Source organism: Streptomyces sp. NPDC091972 (assembly GCF_044756385.1).
In the GTDB taxonomy this organism is placed as follows: Bacteria; Actinomycetota; Actinomycetes; order Streptomycetales; family Streptomycetaceae; genus Streptomyces.
Genome location: NZ_JBIVSV010000002.1, coordinates 751044 through 768924, shown reverse-complemented (window position 1 = coordinate 768924; position 17881 = coordinate 751044). Strand labels below are relative to the sequence as shown.

General features: G+C 71.8%; 16 protein-coding genes. 14 read left to right on the top strand and 2 right to left on the bottom strand.

Going from position 1 to position 17881, the window contains the following annotated elements:
• Nucleotides 1-170: 170 nt before the first annotated feature.
• Entirely contained in the window at nt 171-1586 is a 1416-nt protein-coding gene (locus ACIQJT_RS08740) for an NAD-dependent malic enzyme (RefSeq protein WP_053846427.1), read from the top strand.
• Nucleotides 1587-1913: 327 nt separating this feature from the next.
• The gene (locus ACIQJT_RS08735) at nt 1914-2195 is read left to right on the top strand and encodes an HU family DNA-binding protein (RefSeq protein ID WP_007382399.1); all 282 of its coding nucleotides are present in this window, start codon (nt 1914-1916) and stop codon (nt 2193-2195) included.
• A gap of 351 nt (nt 2196-2546) precedes the next feature.
• Here the strand turns inward: ACIQJT_RS08735 and murA are convergent, their stop codons facing one another.
• Nucleotides 2547-3893 (bottom strand): UDP-N-acetylglucosamine 1-carboxyvinyltransferase, encoded by a 1347-nt coding sequence (gene murA, locus ACIQJT_RS08730; protein ID WP_365449686.1) that lies wholly within the window; start codon nt 3891-3893, stop codon nt 2547-2549.
• A 254-nt stretch (nt 3894-4147) separates the two neighbouring features.
• On the opposite strand from murA, the gene ACIQJT_RS08725 reads away from it, so the two are divergent.
• The 12 genes from ACIQJT_RS08725 (at nt 4148) to ACIQJT_RS08670 (ending at nt 17171) form a co-directional block, all read left to right on the top strand.
• On the top strand, nt 4148-4720 hold the full coding sequence (locus ACIQJT_RS08725; protein ID WP_020139023.1) for a YqgE/AlgH family protein: 573 nt from the start codon (nt 4148-4150) through the stop codon (nt 4718-4720).
• Between the two features lie 29 nt (nt 4721-4749).
• Nucleotides 4750-5031 (top strand): DUF3039 domain-containing protein, encoded by a 282-nt coding sequence (locus ACIQJT_RS08720; protein WP_053846429.1) that lies wholly within the window; start codon nt 4750-4752, stop codon nt 5029-5031.
• 182 nt (nt 5032-5213) lie between these two features.
• A complete protein-coding gene (locus ACIQJT_RS08715; protein WP_402641163.1) occupies nt 5214-6509 on the top strand; it encodes an extracellular solute-binding protein in 1296 nt (431 codons plus the stop codon).
• A complete protein-coding gene (locus ACIQJT_RS08710) occupies nt 6506-7396 on the top strand; it encodes a carbohydrate ABC transporter permease (RefSeq protein WP_402641160.1) in 891 nt (296 codons plus the stop codon). Before ACIQJT_RS08715 ends, ACIQJT_RS08710 begins: the two co-directional genes overlap by 4 nt.
• Entirely contained in the window at nt 7393-8241 is an 849-nt protein-coding gene (locus tag ACIQJT_RS08705; protein WP_402641157.1) for a carbohydrate ABC transporter permease, read from the top strand. Before ACIQJT_RS08710 ends, ACIQJT_RS08705 begins: the two co-directional genes overlap by 4 nt.
• Nucleotide 8242: 1 nt before the next feature.
• Complete coding sequence (locus tag ACIQJT_RS08700; protein ID WP_402641154.1) at nt 8243-9874, top strand: beta-N-acetylhexosaminidase; 1632 nt, start codon at nt 8243-8245, stop codon at nt 9872-9874.
• Between the two features lie 245 nt (nt 9875-10119).
• Nucleotides 10120-11013 carry an FAD binding domain-containing protein gene (locus ACIQJT_RS08695; protein WP_365449697.1) on the top strand — a complete coding sequence of 298 codons (894 nt, stop codon included), beginning with the start codon at nt 10120-10122 and terminating at the stop codon, nt 11011-11013.
• The gene (locus ACIQJT_RS08690; protein WP_402641150.1) at nt 11010-12920 is read left to right on the top strand and encodes a 2Fe-2S iron-sulfur cluster-binding protein; all 1911 of its coding nucleotides are present in this window, start codon (nt 11010-11012) and stop codon (nt 12918-12920) included. The genes ACIQJT_RS08695 and ACIQJT_RS08690 overlap by 4 nt, the downstream gene beginning before the upstream one ends.
• A complete protein-coding gene (locus ACIQJT_RS08685) occupies nt 12917-15226 on the top strand; it encodes a molybdopterin cofactor-binding domain-containing protein (RefSeq protein ID WP_365449701.1) in 2310 nt (769 codons plus the stop codon). The genes ACIQJT_RS08690 and ACIQJT_RS08685 overlap by 4 nt, the downstream gene beginning before the upstream one ends.
• The gene (locus ACIQJT_RS08680) at nt 15223-15351 is read left to right on the top strand and encodes a hypothetical protein (RefSeq protein ID WP_330326124.1); all 129 of its coding nucleotides are present in this window, start codon (nt 15223-15225) and stop codon (nt 15349-15351) included. The genes ACIQJT_RS08685 and ACIQJT_RS08680 overlap by 4 nt, the downstream gene beginning before the upstream one ends.
• Nucleotides 15351-15821, top strand: a complete 471-nt coding sequence (locus ACIQJT_RS08675) for an AAA family ATPase (protein WP_402641145.1) — start codon at nt 15351-15353, stop codon at nt 15819-15821. The genes ACIQJT_RS08680 and ACIQJT_RS08675 overlap by 1 nt, the downstream gene beginning before the upstream one ends.
• A gap of 192 nt (nt 15822-16013) precedes the next feature.
• Complete coding sequence (locus ACIQJT_RS08670) at nt 16014-17171, top strand: SUKH-4 family immunity protein (protein WP_402641142.1); 1158 nt, start codon at nt 16014-16016, stop codon at nt 17169-17171.
• Here the strand turns inward: ACIQJT_RS08670 and ACIQJT_RS08665 are convergent.
• Nucleotides 17126-17734: an FABP family protein gene (locus ACIQJT_RS08665; protein WP_402641139.1), complete on the bottom strand. Its 609-nt coding sequence runs from the start codon at nt 17732-17734 to the stop codon at nt 17126-17128. The genes ACIQJT_RS08670 and ACIQJT_RS08665 overlap by 46 nt on opposite strands.
• Between the last annotated feature and the right edge of the window lie 147 nt (nt 17735-17881).

Genomic DNA, 17881 nt, shown 5'->3' with positions numbered 1-17881 from the left:
CGGTGTCACTGACCTGGTGAGAGGCCCACGTCCCTGTGACGTGGGCCTCTTTCGCATGAACGGCCCCGTGAACAAAACGTCCGCAATCCGGGGCGGCTAACGCCTACTCATCAGTAGGTGCGACGATCGGACGGCATCAGCAGTACAGGTGAAAGCAGAGGAAGTCGGCCATGGCAACGGCGCCCAGCGTCTCCTACTCGATGACGGTCCGGCTGGAGGTGCCCGCGAGCGGAACCGCCGTCTCGCAGCTCACCACCGCCGTGGAGTCCTCCGGAGGCTCGGTGACCGGCCTCGACGTCACCGCGTCCGGCCACGAGAAGCTCCGGATCGACGTCACCATCGCGGCCAGCTCCACCAAGCACGCCGACGAGATCGTCGAGGAGCTGCGCGGCATCGAGGGCGTCACGCTCGGCAAGGTGTCCGACCGAACGTTCCTGATGCACCTCGGCGGCAAGATCGAGATGGCGTCGAAGCACCCCATCCGCAACCGCGACGACCTCTCCATGATCTACACCCCGGGCGTGGCCCGCGTGTGCATGGCGATCGCCGAGAACCCCGAGGACGCCCGCCGCCTCACCATCAAGCGCAACTCCGTTGCGGTCGTGACGGACGGCTCGGCCGTGCTCGGCCTGGGCAACATCGGCCCCAAGGCCGCCCTCCCGGTCATGGAGGGCAAGGCGGCCCTCTTCAAGAGGTTCGCCGGCATCGACGCCTGGCCGCTGTGCCTGGACACCCAGGACACCGACGCGATCGTCGAGATCGTCAAGGCGATCGCCCCCGGGTTCGCCGGCATCAACCTCGAGGACATCTCCGCGCCCCGCTGCTTCGAGATCGAGGCCCGGCTGCGCGAGGCCCTCGACATCCCCGTCTTCCACGACGACCAGCACGGCACCGCGATCGTCGTCCTCGCCGCCCTGACCAACGCGCTGCGCGTCACCGGCAAGGCGATCGAGAACATCCGGGTCGTCATGTCCGGCGCCGGCGCGGCCGGTACGGCCATCCTCAAGCTGCTGATCGCGGCGGGCGTCAAGAACGCCGTCGTCGCCGACATCCACGGCGTCGTGCACGCCGGCCGCGAGGACCTCGTCGACGCCGCCCCCGGCTCGGCGCTGCGCTGGATCGCCGACAACACCAACCCCGAGAACCTGACGGGGACGTTGAAGGAGGCCGTCCGCGGCGCCGACGTCTTCATCGGCGTCTCGGCCCCGAACGTCCTCGACGGCGCCGACGTGGCCGCCATGGCCGAGGGTGCGATCGTGTTCGCGCTCGCGAATCCCGACCCCGAGGTCGACCCGGCGATCGCCCGGCAGACAGCGGCCGTCGTGGCCACCGGCCGCTCCGACTTCCCGAACCAGATCAACAACGTGCTGGTCTTCCCGGGCGTCTTCCGCGGCCTGCTGGACGCCCAGTCCCGCACGGTCAACACCGAGATGATGCTCGCGGCCGCGAAGGCCCTCGCGGACGTCGTCACCCAGGACGAGCTGAACCCGAACTACATCATCCCGAGCGTCTTCAACGACAAGGTCGCGGGCGCGGTGGCCGGCGCGGTGCGGGACGCGGCGAAGGCCGCGGGCGCGACGGCGTAGGGCCCCCGGCCGGGTCCGGGGACCCGCGTCTACAGTGGTAGTCGTATGTTTGTTCGGCTGTGAGGATTGCCACGGCGGTCCTCCGGCCCGGCGCGTCGCGAAACCGGGGGCTTCGCGCCACCCTCTAGGGTGGCGCCACGCCCAGGCCTCTGTTCGTGTGACCCCCTAGGGTGTTCTCACGAGTCCAACGGGTGCCGGATTGGCTTTCCCGCAGCAGGTAGGGGCAGGATGCGTCCCTGGGCGCGAGCGCATCGGCTTCGCTGTGCCTCGTGTGCGGCCCCGCCGCGTGGCACACCCCAACGGCAAGAAGAACACGGGAGTAACAACATGAACCGCAGTGAGCTGGTGGCCGCGCTGGCCGACCGCGCCGAGGTGACCCGCAAGGACGCCGACGCCGTTCTGGCCGCGTTCGCCGAGACCGTCGGCGAGATCGTCGCCAAGGGCGACGAGAAGGTCACCATCCCCGGCTTCCTGACCTTCGAGCGCACCCACCGTGCCGCTCGCACCGCGCGCAACCCGCAGACCGGTGACCCGATCCAGATCCCGGCCGGCTACAGCGTCAAGGTTTCGGCGGGCTCCAAGCTCAAGGAAGCCGCCAAGGGCAAGTAAGCGCTCCGCTTCGAGCGCCGGGTGACTGCGGGCCGTCCTTCGGCTGACGGGACCGCCGTGGCTGGTCGCGCAGTTCCCCGCGCCCCTTCGGGGCGCACAGCACAACGCCGATGGGGCGGTCACCCGGACTCGGGTGACCGCCCCATCGGCGTCCGTACGACCGGCGTCAGCCGAGCGCCTTGCCCGGCAGTTCGACCTTGGCGCCGAGCTCCACGAGCTTGTCCATGCTGTGTCCGCCCGGGGGCAACCCCCGGACCCCCGGCCGGGCAGGGAAGCAGCCGGGGTGGTCATGCGGCCGGGGCGGCCATCCGGTGTGGTGGCCGCCCCGGCGTCGTGTTGTTCAGGAGATGCTCAGCCGAGCGCCTTGCCCGGCAGTTCGACCTTGGCGCCGAGCTCCACGAGCTTGTCCATGAAGTTCTCGTAGCCGCGGTTGATGAGGTCGATGCCGTGGACCCGGGACGTGCCCTGGGCCGCGAGGGCCGCGATCAGGTACGAGAAGCCGCCGCGGAGGTCGGGGATGACCAGGTCGGCGCCCTGGAGCTTGGTGGGGCCCGAGACGACCGCCGAGTGCAGGAAGTTGCGCTGGCCGAAGCGGCAGTTCGAGCCGCCCAGGCACTCGCGGTAGAGCTGGATGTGCGCGCCCATCTGGTTCAGCGCGGAGGTGAAGCCGAGGCGGGACTCGTAGACCGTCTCGTGGATGATCGACAGGCCGGTGGCCTGGGTGAGCGCGACCACCAGGGGCTGCTGCCAGTCCGTCTGGAAGCCCGGGTGCACGTCCGTTTCGAGCGCGATGGACTTCAACTGGCCGCCGGGGTGCCAGAACCGGATGCCCTCGTCGTCGATCTCGAAGGCACCGCCCACCTTCCGGTAGGTGTTCAGGAACGTCATCATCGAGCGCTGCTGGGCGCCGCGGACGTAGATGTTGCCCTCGGTCGCCAGCGCGGCGGACGCCCAGGAGGCGGCCTCCAGACGGTCCGGCAGGGCGCGGTGGTTGTAGCCGCCGAGCCGGTCCACGCCCGTGACGCGGATGGTCCGGTCGGTGTCCATCGCGATGATGGCGCCCATCTTCTGCAGCACGCAGATGAGGTCCTCGATCTCCGGCTCCACCGCGGCGTTGGAGAGCTCGGTGACGCCCTCGGCGAGGACCGCCGTCAGCAGCACCTGCTCGGTCGCGCCGACGGACGGGTAGGGCAGCCGGATCTTCGTGCCGCGCAGCCGCCGCGGCGCCTCCAGGAACTGCCCGTCCGCGCGCTTCTCGATCGTCGCGCCGAACTGCCGCAGCACCTCGAAGTGGAAGTCGATGGGCCGGCCGCCGATGTCGCAGCCGCCGAGACCGGGGATGAAGGCGTGACCGAGCCGGTGCAGCAGCGGGCCGCACAGCAGGATCGGGATACGGCTGGAACCCGCGTGGGCATCGATGTCAGCGACGTTGGCGCTCTCGACGTGCGTCGGGTCCATCACCAGCTCGCCCGGTTCCTCACCCGGACGGACCGTCACGCCGTGCAGTTGCAGCAGCCCGCGTACGACACGCACGTCACGGATGTCCGGAACATTGCGCAGTCGACTCGGCTCGCTGCCCAGCAGGGCGGCGACCATGGCCTTCGGTACGAGGTTCTTCGCACCGCGGACCCGGATCTCGCCCTCCAGCGGGGTTCCGCCGTGGACAAGCAGTACGTCGTCAGAGCCGTTGACGGTCATGTATCTCGCGTTCCGATGAGTCGGGCAGGGGCCAGAAGGGACAAGGGTAATCGCCGCCCACCCCCCTTCTGTAAGCCCAAGTGCCGCTCAGTCACGTCATAGCTCTGTCACAACACGGCGTGCTCATCACCGGGCACATGGGGTCACCGGCGCCCGGCGTGCGCTCGCGGCGCACCGGTGCGCTCTGAGCTGCATCCGCCGTCGTCGGGGCATTGCCTCCCCACGCGGAGGGAAGATGCGGGATCATGTCTGGCATGACCGAGGTGTCCTCGCTCACAGGGCGGTTGCTCGTGGCAACGCCCGCCCTGGCGGACCCGAACTTCGACCGTGCGGTGGTGCTCCTTCTCGACCACGACGAGGAGGGCTCCCTCGGCGTCGTCCTCAACCGGCCCACCCCGGTGGACGTCGGCGACATCCTGGAGGGCTGGGCCGACCTCGCGGGCGAACCCGGAGTCGTCTTCCAGGGCGGCCCGGTCTCCCTGGACTCGGCCCTGGGGGTCGCCGTCATCCCCGGCGGCGGGGCCGTCGACGGGGCGCCGCTGGGCTGGCGCAGGGTGCACGGCGCGATCGGACTGGTCGACCTGGAGGCCCCGCCGGAGCTGCTCGCCTCGGCCCTCGGCAGCCTGCGCATCTTCGCCGGGTACGCCGGCTGGGGCCCCGGGCAACTGGAGGACGAGCTGGTGGAGGGCGCCTGGTACGTCGTCGAGTCGGAGCCCGGCGACGTCTCCTCCCCGGCCCCGGAGAGACTCTGGCGCGAGGTGCTGCGCCGCCAGCGCAACGAGCTGGCGATGGTGGCCACGTACCCGGACGACCCTTCGCTCAACTGATCCATGTGAGCTTCAGTACTCTTGGGCTTATGAGCACTCTCGAGCCCGAGCGCGGGACTGGTACGGGGACCCTCGTCGAGCCCACGCCGCAGACTTCCCACGGCGACGGCGACCACGAGCGCTTCGCCCACTACGTCCAGAAGGACAAGATCATGGCGAGCGCCCTCGACGGGACTCCCGTCGTGGCGCTGTGCGGCAAGGTGTGGGTACCCGGCCGCGATCCCAAGAAGTACCCCGTGTGTCCCATGTGCAAGGAGATCTACGAGTCCATGGGCTCCGGGGACGACGAGGGCAAGGGCGGCGACAAGTAGCCGTCCGGCCCCACTGAGCTTCACGAGGCCCCCGAGGCGTGTTCCGCACGCCTCGGGGGCCTTTCGCGTGTCACGAAGTGGTGGAGACCTCTTGTGGGCGTGTTCATGCAAGCCATAACCTCCGTTGCGTTGAGCGAAACCGTCATTGCACATGTTGCAACGCACGCTCGGAGGACCGCTTCATGAAGCTCTCCCCCCGCCTTCCCGCACTCCTCCTGACCGCCCTCCTCGTCACCGCCTGCGCGCCCCAGACCTCCTCCAACTCCGCCTCCGACAAGGACGAGAAGACCGGAACCCTGCGCGTCTGGCTCTTCCAGGAGGTCGGCAACAAGCCGAAGGAGAAGGTCGTCGACTCGGTCGTCACCGCCTTCGAGAAGGCCCACGAGGGCACGGAGGTCGACGTCGAGTACATCCCCGTCGAGACCCGCGCCCAGCGCGTCAAGGCCGCCTTCAACGACCCCTCCTCGGCGCCCGACGTGATGGAGTACGGCAACACCGACACCGCCGGCTACGTCAAGGACGGCGGACTCCTCGACGTCACCAGGGAGTTCGGCGACTGGAACGAGGCCAAGGACATCGACCCCACGGCGAGGACCTCGGTCACCGTCGACGGGAAGGTGTACGGCTCGCCCTTCTACGTCGGCGTCCGCGCGCTGTACTACCGGACCGACGTCTTCGCGGAACTCGGCCTGCACGTCCCGAGGACCATGGCCGAGTTGGCCTCCACGGCCCGCAGAATCCGGGCCGCGAAACCCGAGTTGTACGGCCTCGTGGTCGGCGGTGCCTACACGTACGGCGCGATGCCCTTCATCTGGGCGAACGGCGGCGAACTCGCCACCGGCAAGGGCGGCTCGTACACCTCCGCGATCGACGGCGCGGCCGCGCAGAAGGGCATCGAGGAGTACACCTCGCTCTTCACCGACGACAACTGCCCCGCCGCCAAGTGCGCCGGCATGGGCGGCAACGACACCGTCACCGCGTTCGCGGCGGGCAAGGCGGGCATGGCGATCGGGGGTGACTTCAGCCATGCGGCGGTGGAGGCCGGCAAGGTCAAGGGCAGGTACGCCGTGGTGCCGTTGCCCGGGGTCGCCGCCGGGTCGATCGCTCCCGCCTTCGCCGGCGGCAACAACATCGGAGTGCTGAAGAGCACCTCGCACCGCACGCAGGCCGTCCGGCTCATGGAGCAGCTCACGTCGAAGAGGACGCAGGCGGCGATGTTCGACGCGATGGGCTTCCTGCCGACGTTCGCGGACGTCCGGCAGCAGGCGGCGGCCGAACGGCCGTACGTGAAGCCGTTCGCGCGGACCCTCGCGGCCGGCACCAGGTTCGTGCCCGCGTCCCCCGGGTGGTCGCGGATCGACTCCTCGCTGGTGCTGCCGACGATGTTCCAGGAGGTCATCAGCGGCCGGAAGAGCGTGGCCGCGGCTTCGAAGGAAGCGGCGGCGAAGATGAACGACGCGTTCTCCACCGCCGGGTGACCTCGGTGAACACCCGCGCCACCTGGACCCCGTGGCTCTATCTCGCCCCCGCCCTCGCCGTCCTCGGCGGCCTGCTCGTCTACCCCGTGTACCAACTCGGCCTGATCTCCCTCTTCGAGTACACCCAGGCCCAGGTCAGCGGCGGCGCGCCGACCGCCTTCCAGGGGTTCGGGAACTACTCGGCGCTGTTCTCCGACCCGCAGTTCTGGCAGGTGCTGCTGGCCACCGTGCTGTTCGCGGCGGCCTGTGTCGTCTCGACGCTCGCCGTCGGATGCGCGCTGGCGGTGCTCCTCACCCGCGTGCGTGCCCTGCCGCGGATGGCGCTGATGCTGGCCGCGCTCGGGGCGTGGGCGACCCCCGCGGTGACCGGCTCGACGGTCTGGCTGTTCCTCTTCGACCCCGACTTCGGCCCGGTCAACCGGCTGCTGGGACTCGGCGACCACTCCTGGACGTACGGGCGGCTCAGCGCCTTCCTCCTCGTCCTGCTCGAAGTCGTCTGGTGCTCCTTCCCGTTCGTGATGGTCACCGTCTACGCCGGGATCCGGGCCGTCCCGGCCGAGGTGCTGGAGGCCGCCGCGCTGGACGGGGCCTCGCAGTGGCGGATCTGGCGGTCCGTGCTCGCGCCGATGCTGCGTCCGGTCCTGACCGTCGTCACCATCCAGTCGGTCATCTGGGACTTCAAGGTCTTCACACAGATCTACGTCATGACGAACGGCGGCGGCATCGCGGGCCAGAACCTCGTCCTGAACGTCTACGCCTACCAGCAGGCGTTCGCCTCCTCGCAGTACGGCCTCGGCTCGGCGATCGGGGTCGTGATGCTGCTGATCCTGCTCGCCGTCACGCTGGTGTACCTGCGGCTGCTCCGCCGCCAGGGGGAGGAACTGTGAATCTTCCGCGTCCGGATCTTCTGCGGCGGCCCTGGCGCACGGCCGCCGAGGCCTCGACGCTCCTCATCGCCGTCGCCGTCGCCTTCCCCCTCTACTGGATGGTCCTCGGCGCCTTCAGACCGGCCTCGGAGATCGAGTCGACCGAGCCCCGGCCCTGGACGCTCGCGCCCTCGCTGGATTCCTTCCGGCGGGTGTTCGGGCAGCAGGATTTCGGTCGGTATTTCGTCAACAGCCTGGTCGTCGCATGCAGTGTGGTGATCGTCTCCGCGTTGATCGCGTTTCTCGCGGCGACCGCCGTGACGCGATTCCGCTTCCGCTTCCGGACCACCTTGCTGATCATGTTTCTGGTGGCCCAGATGGTGCCGGTGGAGGCCCTCACCATCCCCTTGTTCTTCCAGATGCGGGACTTCGGTCTGCTGAACACGCTGGGCTCGCTGGTGCTGCCCCACATCGCCTTCTCGCTGCCCTTCGCGATCTGGATGCTGAGGGGGTTCGTGAAGGCCGTACCGGAGACCTTGGAGGAGGCCGCCAGCATCGACGGGGCGAGCCGCGCGCGATTCCTGTGGCGGATTCTCTTCCCGCTCGTCCTCCCCGGGCTCGTGGCCACCAGCGTGTTCTCCTTCATCTCGGCCTGGAACGATTTCCTCTTCGCCAAGTCCTTCATCATCAGCGACACTTCGCAGTCGACGCTGCCGATGGCCCTGCTGGTCTTCTACAAGCCGGACGAGCCCGACTGGGGCGGGGTGATGGCCGCGTCGACGGTGATGACCCTTCCGGTGCTGGTGTTCTTCGTACTCGTACAGCGACGCCTGGTCTCGGGGCTGGGCGGAGCGGTCAAGGACTGACGTGACTTCATTGGCAGGACTGATTCCCGCGCCCCGCGCCGTCGAGGGGCCCACGGCGTGCGGCTTCGTGTTCGGACCGGAGACCGCCCTGTGGGGTGCGCCCGGCACCGGGAGCACACAGCGGTGGCTGCGCTCCACCCTGGGCGCCGCCCTCGGCCTGCCGCTGCCGCCCGGACAGGAGGGCGCCGAGAACACGCTCACGCTGCGCCTCGACGACACCCTGGACCCGGAGGGCTACCGGCTGAAGGTCACCGCCGGGTGGGGCGTCGAGATCACGGGCGGCGGCCCGGCCGGGGTCTTCTGGGGCGCCCAGTCGCTCCGTCAGCTCCTCGGCCCCGACGCCTTCCGGCGCGCGCCCGTGGCACCCGGCCTCCAGTACGGCGTCCAGCACCAGACCGTCGAGGACGCCCCCCGCTTCCGCTGGCGCGGCCTCATGCTCGACGTGGCCCGGCACTTCATGCCCAAGGACGGGGTCCTGCGCTACCTCGACCTGATGGCCGCGCACAAACTCAACGTCTTCCACTTCCACTTGACGGACGACCAGGGCTGGCGGATCGAGATCGAGAGGTACCCCCGGCTCACCGAGGTGGGTTCATGGCGAGCGCGCACCAAATTCGGCCACCGGGCCTCACCGCTGTGGGAGGAGAAGCCGCACGGCGGTTTCTACACCCGGGACGACATCAGGGAGATCGTCGCCTACGCGGCCGAACGGCATATCACCGTCGTCCCCGAAATCGACGTGCCCGGACACTCGCAGGCCGCCATCGCCGCGTACCCGGAACTCGGCAACACCGATGTCATCGACACGTCCTCCCTCTCGGTCTGGGACAACTGGGGCATCTCCGCAAACGTACTCGCCCCCACTGACAACACCCTGCGCTTCTACGAGGGGGTGTTCGAGGAACTGCTGGAACTGTTCCCCTCGGAGTTCATTCACGTCGGGGGTGACGAATGCCTCAAGGACCAGTGGAAGCAGTCGCCCACCGCCCAGGCCCGCATCAAGGAACTCGGCCTCGCCGACGAGGACGGCCTCCAGTCGTGGTTCATCGGCCACTTCGACCGGTGGCTGGCCGCGCGCGGACGCCGGCTCATCGGCTGGGACGAGATCCTGGAGGGCGGTCTCGCCGAGGGAGCCGCCGTCTCCTCCTGGCGCGGCTACCAGGGCGGGATCGCGGCGGCGCGATCCGGCCACGACGTCGTCATGTGCCCCGAGCAGCACGTGTACCTGGACTACCGTCAGGACGCCGGCGCGGACGAGCCGGTGCCGATCGCGTACGTCCGCACCCTGGAGGACGTCTACCGCTTCGAACCCGTTCCGCCGCAGCTCACCGCGGAGGAGGCCGCTCACGTGCTGGGCACGCAGGCCAACCTGTGGACCGAGGTGACGGAGGATCACGCGCGCGTGGACTATCAGGCGTTCCCGCGGCTGGTGGCCTTCGCCGAGGTGGCCTGGAGCGCGCTGCCCGCACCGGCGGAACGGGACTTCGCCGACTTCGAGCGGCGGATGACCGCGCACTACGCGCTGCTCGACGCCCTGGGCGTCGGCTACCGGCCGCCCACGGGACCGCTGCCGTGGCAGAAACGGCCCGGAGTGCTCGGCCGGCCCCTTGAGGGGACGCCCCCGAACAGGTAGGAGAAAAAGACCTCAGGAGTCACCGAAGAGTGTCAATCGCCATGTGCGGGTTATCCCGGACGAAAACGGACCATCTCCCTGATGGGGCGGGCGAATGCCGCCGAACGCCTCCTGGCGGACCCCTGTCCTCGGGTGTTGCGAAGATGTGCCAGAGTTGCCACGTCCGCCCTGTCAGCACGTACCGTACGGCAACAAGCAGGCAGGACCAGCAGGACCAGGTGGGGCAGCGGGAAGGGGCAGCCGGTTTGACCACGCACGCACCGCAGGCGGCGCAGGCCGTCACGCTGCCCACGACGCTGGACGAGGCCGTGGCGGCCCTCACCGCGATGCCCGCCGCCGTGCCCGTCGCCGGCGGCACCGACCTGATGGCCGCCGTCAACTCCGGGCAGCTCAGGCCCGCCGCCCTCGTGGGCCTCGGCCGGATCAGCGAGATCCGCGGCTGGCAGTACCAGGACGGGCACGCCCTGCTCGGCGCCGGACTCACGCACGCGCGCATGGGCCGCCCCGACTTCGCCGCCCTCATCCCCGCGCTGGCCGCCGCCGCCCGCGCCGCCGGCCCGCCGCAGATCCGCAACGCCGGCACCCTGGGCGGCAACATCGCCTCGGCGGCCCCCACGGGCGACGCGCTGCCCGTCCTCGCCGCCCTCGAGGCCACGCTGATCATCGCGGGCCCCGAGGGAGCCCGCCGGGAGATGCCGGTCTCGCACCTGCTGGCCGGCATGGAGATGCTGCGCGCGGGCGAGCTCATCGGCTACGTGCGCGTGCCGCTGCTGCACGCCCCGCAGGTCTTCCTCAAGGTCACCGGGCGTACCGGACCGGGCCGCGCGACGGCCTCCGTCGCGCTGGTCCTCGACCCGGCCCGGCGCGGGGTCAGGTGCGCCGTCGGCGCCATAGCGCCGATGCCGCTGCGGCCCCTGGACGCCGAGCAGTGGGTCGCCCGGCTCATCGACTGGGACAACAACCGCGCGATCGTCCCGGAGGCTCTGCAGGCCTTCGGCGAGTACGTCGCCGCGGCCTGCATCCCGGACCCGGCACCGGCCCCGGACGGCTCCGTGCCGCAGCATCCGCCCGCGGTACTGCACCTGCGGCGCACCGTCGCCGCGCTGGCCCGACGAGCACTGGGGAGGGCACTGTCGTGACCGACGACCAGCACGGAGAGGGCACGCCCCGCGCCGCCGGCCGCTGGGACCCGCTGCCCCAGGGCGACTACGACGACGGCGCGACCGCCTTCGTGAAGCTCCCCGAGGGGGGCATCGACGCCCTCCTGGCCTCCGCCGACAGCCCGCTCGCCGCGCCCGGCCACGGCTACGTGCCGCCGCAGATAACGGCCGCGCAGGGCGACGGGACCGACCCGGGCGCCTGGACCGCGCCGGCCGAGGGCGCGCAGTGGCCCGACCCGAGCACCCTGCCGCAGGGCCAGACCGGGCAGTTCACGTACAACCCGGCGGCCACCCAGCAGTGGCAGGTCGAGGACACCGCGCCCGCGCCCGCGCCGGGCCACGACGTCACCGGCCAGTGGTCGATCCCCGTCGCCGGCGGCGAGCTCCCGGACGAATCGGGCGAGTTCACCACGTCGTCCCTGGTCGAGCAGTGGGGCGGCACCCCTCCGGCGACCCTGCCGGGCGGCGCGGCGGCGCCCTGGGCGACCCAGCCGGCCCAGCCGTGGGGGGACCAGCCCCAGGGCGGCCCCGGCGCGGGACCCGAGCACGGCGGACCGGCCGGGGAACCGCACACGCACGTGCCGCACGGCGACGGTCCCGGGAGCGGGTTCGACGACGGACGCGGTGGCTTCGGCGACGGCCACGGCGGCGGGTTCGACGAGGGCCGCGGCGGCGGGTTCGACGACGCTCACGGCGGGACGGCCGGTGACGGGCACGCGGGTCCGGCCGGCGACGGCCACGCGCACGTGCCCGGCGGTGAGTCGCCGGGCGAGTCCGACGACCCGCACGGCGCCGGCGGTCCGGCCGGCGACGCGCACATGCCGTCCGCCGTGCACCCGGGAGGCCACGCGGTCGCCGACGCGCCCCCGCACCCCGAGCCCGGCGAAGCCCCCCACGAGGCGGCCCAGGACTCCGCGCACCCGCACACCGACGGTCGCGGCACCGCCCTCGCCGACCCGCACGGCACGGCCCGCCCCCACGACCCCGCCGAGCCCCACGCGGACGGCCCCTCCGTGGCCGCCTCACAGCCCCCGTCCGGCCCCGGCGAGGCATCGGTGGCCCTCGGGGCCCCCGAGGGCGCCGAAGCGGCCGTGGAAGCCGCTGACGGCCCCGCCGAGCCGGGCGACGGGCACGCCCCCGCTGCGGCCGACGACGAACCGGCGCCGGAAGCCGCCGAGGAACACGCCGCCGACCCCGGAGAGGACACCGGCGACCAGGCCACCGCGCTCCCCGGCGAGGAACACCCCCTCGCCGCCTACGTCCTGCGCGTCAACGGCGTCGACCGCCCCGTCACCGACGCCTGGATCGGCGAGTCGCTGCTCTACGTCCTGCGCGAGCGGCTCGGACTCGCCGGCGCCAAGGACGGCTGCTCGCAGGGCGAGTGCGGGGCGTGCAACGTCCAGGTCGACGGACGGCTCGTCGCCTCCTGCCTGGTGCCCGCCGTGACCGCCGCGGGCAGCGAGGTCCGTACCGTCGAGGGCCTCGCCGAGGACGGACAGCCGTCGGACGTGCAGCGCGCCCTCGCCCGGTGCGGGGCCGTGCAGTGCGGCTTCTGCGTGCCCGGCATGGCGATGACCGTGCACGACCTGCTGGAGGGCAACCCCGCCCCCACCGAGCTGGAGACCCGCCAGGCGCTGTGCGGCAACCTCTGCCGCTGCTCCGGCTACCGGGGTGTCGTCGACGCCGTCAGGGAGGTCGTCGCCGAACGCGAGGCCCACGCGACGGCCGACGCTGAGACGGACGGCGACGAGGCACGTATTCCGCACCAGGCGGGTCCCGGGGCCGGCGGCGTCCACCCGTCGGCGTTCGACTCCCCGGGGTTCCCGAACGCCTCCGGGCCGCATGAGCAGGCGTACGGACAGGGACAGGACGGAGGCCAGGCGTGAGCAACGAAGCCGCCACCGCGACCACCGCCGCGGAGGCAGCACCCGCCCCCGAGCCGATTCCGCACGGCATCGGCGTCTCCCTGCCGGCCGCCGACGCGCGCGCCAAGACCGAGGGCACCTTCCCCTACGCGGCCGACCTGTGGGCCGAGGGCCTGCTGTGGGCGGCCGTCCTGCGCTCCCCGCACGCGCACGCGCGCATCGTGTCCATCGACACCACCCACGCGCGCGAGATGCCCGGAGTCCGCGCGGTCGTCACCCACGAGGACGTGCCCGGCAGACCGGTGCACGGCCGCGGCAGGGCCGACCGCCCGGTGTTCGCCTCCGAGGTGGTGCGCCACCACGGCGAGCCCATCGCGGCCGTCGCCGCCGACCACCCGGACACCGCGCGCATGGCCGCGGCCGCCGTCATCGTCGAGTACGAGATCCTCGACCCGGTCACCGACCCGGAACAGGCCTTCGAGGCCGAACCCCTGCACCCCGACGGCAACCTGGTCCGGCACATCCCGCTCCAGCACGGCGACCCCTCCGTGACCGGCGAGATCGTCGTCGAGGGCCAGTACCGCATCGGCCGCCAGGACCCCGCCCCCATCGGTGCCGAGGCCGGCCTCGCCGTGCCCCGCCCCGACGGCGGCGTGGAGCTGTACCTCGCCTCCACCGACCCGCACACCGACCGCGACACGGCCGCCGCCTGCTACGGCCTCGAACCCGAGCGCGTCAAGGTCGTCGTCACCGGAGTGCCCGGCGCCACCGCCGACCGCGAGGACCAGGGCTTCCAGCTCCCGCTGGGCCTGCTCGCGCTCAAGACCGGCTGCCCGGTGAAGCTGACGGCCACCCGCGAGGAGTCCTTCCTCGGCCACGTGCACCGCCACCCGACGCTGCTCCGCTACCGCCACCACGCCGACGCCGACGGCAAGCTGGTCAAGGTCGAGGCGCAGATCCTGCTCGACTCGGGCGCCTACGCCGACACCTCCTCCGAGGCCCTGGCCGCCGCCGTGGGCTTCGCCTGCGGGCCGTACGTCGTGCCGAACGCCTTCATCGAGGGCTGGGCCGTGCGCACCAACAACCCGCCCTCCGGCCACGTCCGCGGCGAGGGCGCGATGCAGGTGTGCGCCGCCTACGAGGCGCAGATGGACAAGCTCGCCAAGAAGCTCGGCGTCGACCCGGCGGAACTGCGCCTGCGGAACGTACTGGCGACGGGGGACGTGCTCCCCACCGGCCAGACCGTGACCTGCCCGGCCCCGGTCGCCGAACTGCTCCAGGCCGTACGGGACTTCCCGCTCCCGGCGCTGCCCAAGGACACCCCCGAGGACGAGTGGCTGCTGCCCGGCGGACCCGAGGGCGCGGGCGAACCGGGCGCGATCCGCCGGGGCGTCGGCTACGGCCTGGGCATGGTGCACATGCTGGGCGCCGAGGGCGCGGACGAGGTCTCCACGGCGACCGTACGGGTCCAGGACGGCGTCGCCACGGTGCTCTGCGCGGCCGTCGAGACCGGCCAGGGATTCACCACGCTTGCCCGTCAGATCGTCCAGGAGACGCTCGGCATCGACGAGGTCCACGTGGCCCCCGTCGACACCGACCAGCCTCCCGCGGGCGCGGGCGCGCGTGGCCGTCACACCTGGGTCTCCGGCGGCGCGGTGGAACGCGCGGCCAAGATGGTCCGCACCCAGCTCCTCCAGCCCCTGGCGCACAAGTTCGGCATGTCCACCGAACTCCTCCAAATCACCGACGGCAAGATCACCTCGTACGACGGCGTCCTGTCGACGACCGTCACCGAGGCCATGGACGGCAAGGAACTGTGGGCCACCGCCCAGTGCCGTCCGCACCCGACGGAACCCCTCGACGAGACGGGCCAGGGCGACGCCTTCGTCGGGATGGCGTTCTGCGCGATCCGCGCGGTCGTCGACGTCGACATCGAACTCGGCTCGGTCCGCGTGGTCGAGCTGGCGCTCGCCCAGGACGTCGGCCGCATCCTCAACCCCGCCCAGCTCGAGGCCCGTATCGAGGCGGGCGTCACCCAGGGCGTCGGGATAGCGCTGACGGAGAACCTGCGCAGCGCGCGCGGTCTGATCCGCCACCCGGACCTCACGGGGTACGCCCTGCCGACGGCGCTGGACGCGCCGGACATCCGGATCGTCAAGCTCGTGGAGGAGCGGGACGTGGTCGCCCCCTTCGGCGCGAAGGCGGCCAGCGCGGTGCCGGTGGTCACGTCACCGGCGGCCGTCGCCTCCGCCGTACGGGCCGCGACCGGCCGTCCCGTCAACCGGCTGCCGATCCGCCCGCAGGCCGCGGTGGTGACGGACCGGTGAGCGCGCCCGGGCAGGAGCCCCGCGAGTACGAACCGCCGCCCGGGTTGGGCAAGTTGGCGCTGTGGATCCTGCTGTTCGTGGTCGCGGCGGTCGTCGTCGTGGTGGGCGGCGTGTACTTCGCGTGATGCGCGGGGTCGTGCTGGTCACCGGGGTGATGGCGGCCGGGAAGTCGACGGTCGCGCAGGCGCTGGCGGAGCGGTTGCCGCGGGCGGCGCACGTCCGCGGTGACGTGTTCCGGCGGATGATCGTGACGGGACGCGAGGAGTACGCGCCCGGGGCCTCCGAGGAGGCTGCCGCCCAACTTCACCTGCGATACCGGCTGTCGGCGGCGACGGCGGACGCGTACGCCGAGGCCGGGTTCACGGCCGTCGTGCAGGACGTGGTGCTGGGCGAGGCCCTCCCCGCGTACGTCGGACTGGTCCGCACCCGACCGCTGTACGTGGTGGTCCTCGCGCCGGACGCGGAGACGGTGGCCGCCCGTGAGGCCGCCCGGACGAAGACGGGCTACGGACCGGCCTGGTCGGTGTCCGCCCTGGACGAGGCGCTGCGGGAGGCGACCCCGCCGATCGGCCTGTGGCTGGACACCTCCGCGTAGACCCCCGCGCAGACGGTGGAGGCGATTCTCGCGGGACGGGAACGCGCCAGGGTGCTCTGACGTCTCCTTGGTACGGGGGCGTTGTCAGTGGCGGCGCGTAGTGTTTCGAGCAGTGGGGGACGAGCGCAGGCCCGACGGGTTCGCCGTGCCGTGCCCGGCCAGGGGACTGCGTACGAAGCACACGGGGGAGCCATGAGCACGACCGATGCCGCCGTAGCGGCGATCAGACTGACCGAGGACGAACTGCAGCCGTACATCTCGCACGTGTCGACCCGCCGCTGGCTCAGCGGTCCCGGACTGCCCGCCGACAGCGACCTGTTCACCTTCGAGGAGCTGCGCCGGGAGGGCCTGCGCACGGTCGCGGACTCCACGTCCGACCCGGCCGGACGGCTCAGCGAGGAGCTGCGCGACCAGTTGGTGATCGGCGGACTCACGGACCTGCACGGCAGGGAGACGGAGTCGGTCCTGCTCGACGGGGCCACCGGCGAGGTCTCCACGACGGCGTTCTTCCACGCCCGCCCCGACCTGATGGACCGCACGCCCCTGGCCCCGTCGCTCCCCACCCTGGTCCGCTTTGCGACGGCGACGGACGAACTGACCGAGGTGCGCGGCCAGTTCGCCGCCTACGCCGGCCGCTTCGGCCCTACGGCGGTGGAGGACGCGACGCGCCAACTGCTGACGGTGTTCGAGGAGGGCACGGGCGGCGACGTGCCGACGTTCTGGAAGATCGCGGCACTGATCCGCCCGCTGACCCTGGTGGCGGGCCCGGGCACGGATTCCGGACTGGCCCTGGACCTCCCGCCGCGCCTGCTGGACCACGAGTTCGGCCGGAACCGGGTCGCCCGCTTCGAGGACATCGACTTCCCGTCCACGCTCACGCACGCCCCGACCCGCCGCTTCCTCGCGGAGACGGGCCTGCCCGAGGACGGCGTCCTCTTCCACACCGACCCGGACGCCCCGCTCCCGACCCTCGCGGAGCACCGGGCCGAGCACCTGGTCGCCCTCCCGCCGCGCGCCGGCCACCTGATCGTCCTCGGCCATCTGATCGAGGACAACACCCTGGTCGTCGACGGCGAGACGGGCGCGGTCCTGAACTGGAGCGAGCGCGAGGGCACGCTCCACCCCCTCAACACCGACATCTCCACCCTCGCCTTCACCCTCTGGCTCCTGCACCGGGAGCGCCGGATAGACGAGTCGCTCGCCCACGAACTGACGAACACGCTGTACGTCCAGGTCGCCAAGACGATGATCCGCGCCCTGTCCACGATCGACCCCACGGGCACGACGACGGACGCGGACTGGCACTACTGGACGGAGCTGTTCCAGGACGAGGTGGGCGGGGTGCTCTGACCGGCCGCACGCCGCAGCGTCGCCGACAGGTGGTGCTGCAGGGGCTGCCCGACCGCTGCCAGATCGTGCACGAAGTCCAGAGTGCCGGCGTCGGCGAGGGTGTAGCGGCGACGGGTGGCGGTCACGTCCTTGGCGGTGGGGGTGAGCGCCACGGAGTGCGTGGCGAGCTCGACCGCGCCCTCCCCGGCGTGCCCGACCAGGATCTCGGTGATGCCGGTGGGCTGGGTGACCAGCGCCTCCACCCGGCCGTCCGGCTGCAGACGCCACCACCCGCTCTCCCGGGCCGCGGGCCGCAGGGGCGCCCCCTCGTCGTCGAGCAGCCAGGCCCGGGCCTCGTACCGGAGGAAGGGCCGCCCGTCGTGACTGAACCGGACCTCCTGCGCGTACCCGAAGCCACCGTCGAGCGTCGGATACCCGCCCCGCCCCCGACCGCGCCACACCCCCAGGAACCCGAGCACGGGCCCGAGCAGCGCGTGGGGGGCAGGCGCCTGATCCGCCCACAGGGAATCGGGAAAGGGCGGCTCCGCCCCGCTGTCGACCACGCCCGCGTCCTCCTCGCTCACGACCACAACCGCCGCAAGCGTAGGACGCCCCACGGGAAAGGGGCGGCACCTCGAACGAGATGCCGCCCCCTCTCCACGGAGGCCGTGGCGGGAATCGAACCCGCGTAACTCGCTTTGCAGGTTTGTCCGAGCTGGTCAGGGCATGAT

Coding starts and splice junctions, on each gene's coding strand:
- ACIQJT_RS08740 (WP_053846427.1), top strand. CDS start 171: ATGGCAACGGCGCCCAGCGTCTCCTACTCGATGACGGTCCGGCTGGAG.
- ACIQJT_RS08735 (WP_007382399.1), top strand. CDS start 1,914: ATGAACCGCAGTGAGCTGGTGGCCGCGCTGGCCGACCGCGCCGAGGTG.
- murA (WP_365449686.1), bottom strand. CDS start 3,893: ATGACCGTCAACGGCTCTGACGACGTACTGCTTGTCCACGGCGGAACC.
- ACIQJT_RS08725 (WP_020139023.1), top strand. CDS start 4,148: ATGACCGAGGTGTCCTCGCTCACAGGGCGGTTGCTCGTGGCAACGCCC.
- ACIQJT_RS08720 (WP_053846429.1), top strand. CDS start 4,750: ATGAGCACTCTCGAGCCCGAGCGCGGGACTGGTACGGGGACCCTCGTC.
- ACIQJT_RS08715 (WP_402641163.1), top strand. CDS start 5,214: ATGAAGCTCTCCCCCCGCCTTCCCGCACTCCTCCTGACCGCCCTCCTC.
- ACIQJT_RS08675 (WP_402641145.1), top strand. CDS start 15,351: ATGCGCGGGGTCGTGCTGGTCACCGGGGTGATGGCGGCCGGGAAGTCG.
- ACIQJT_RS08670 (WP_402641142.1), top strand. CDS start 16,014: ATGAGCACGACCGATGCCGCCGTAGCGGCGATCAGACTGACCGAGGAC.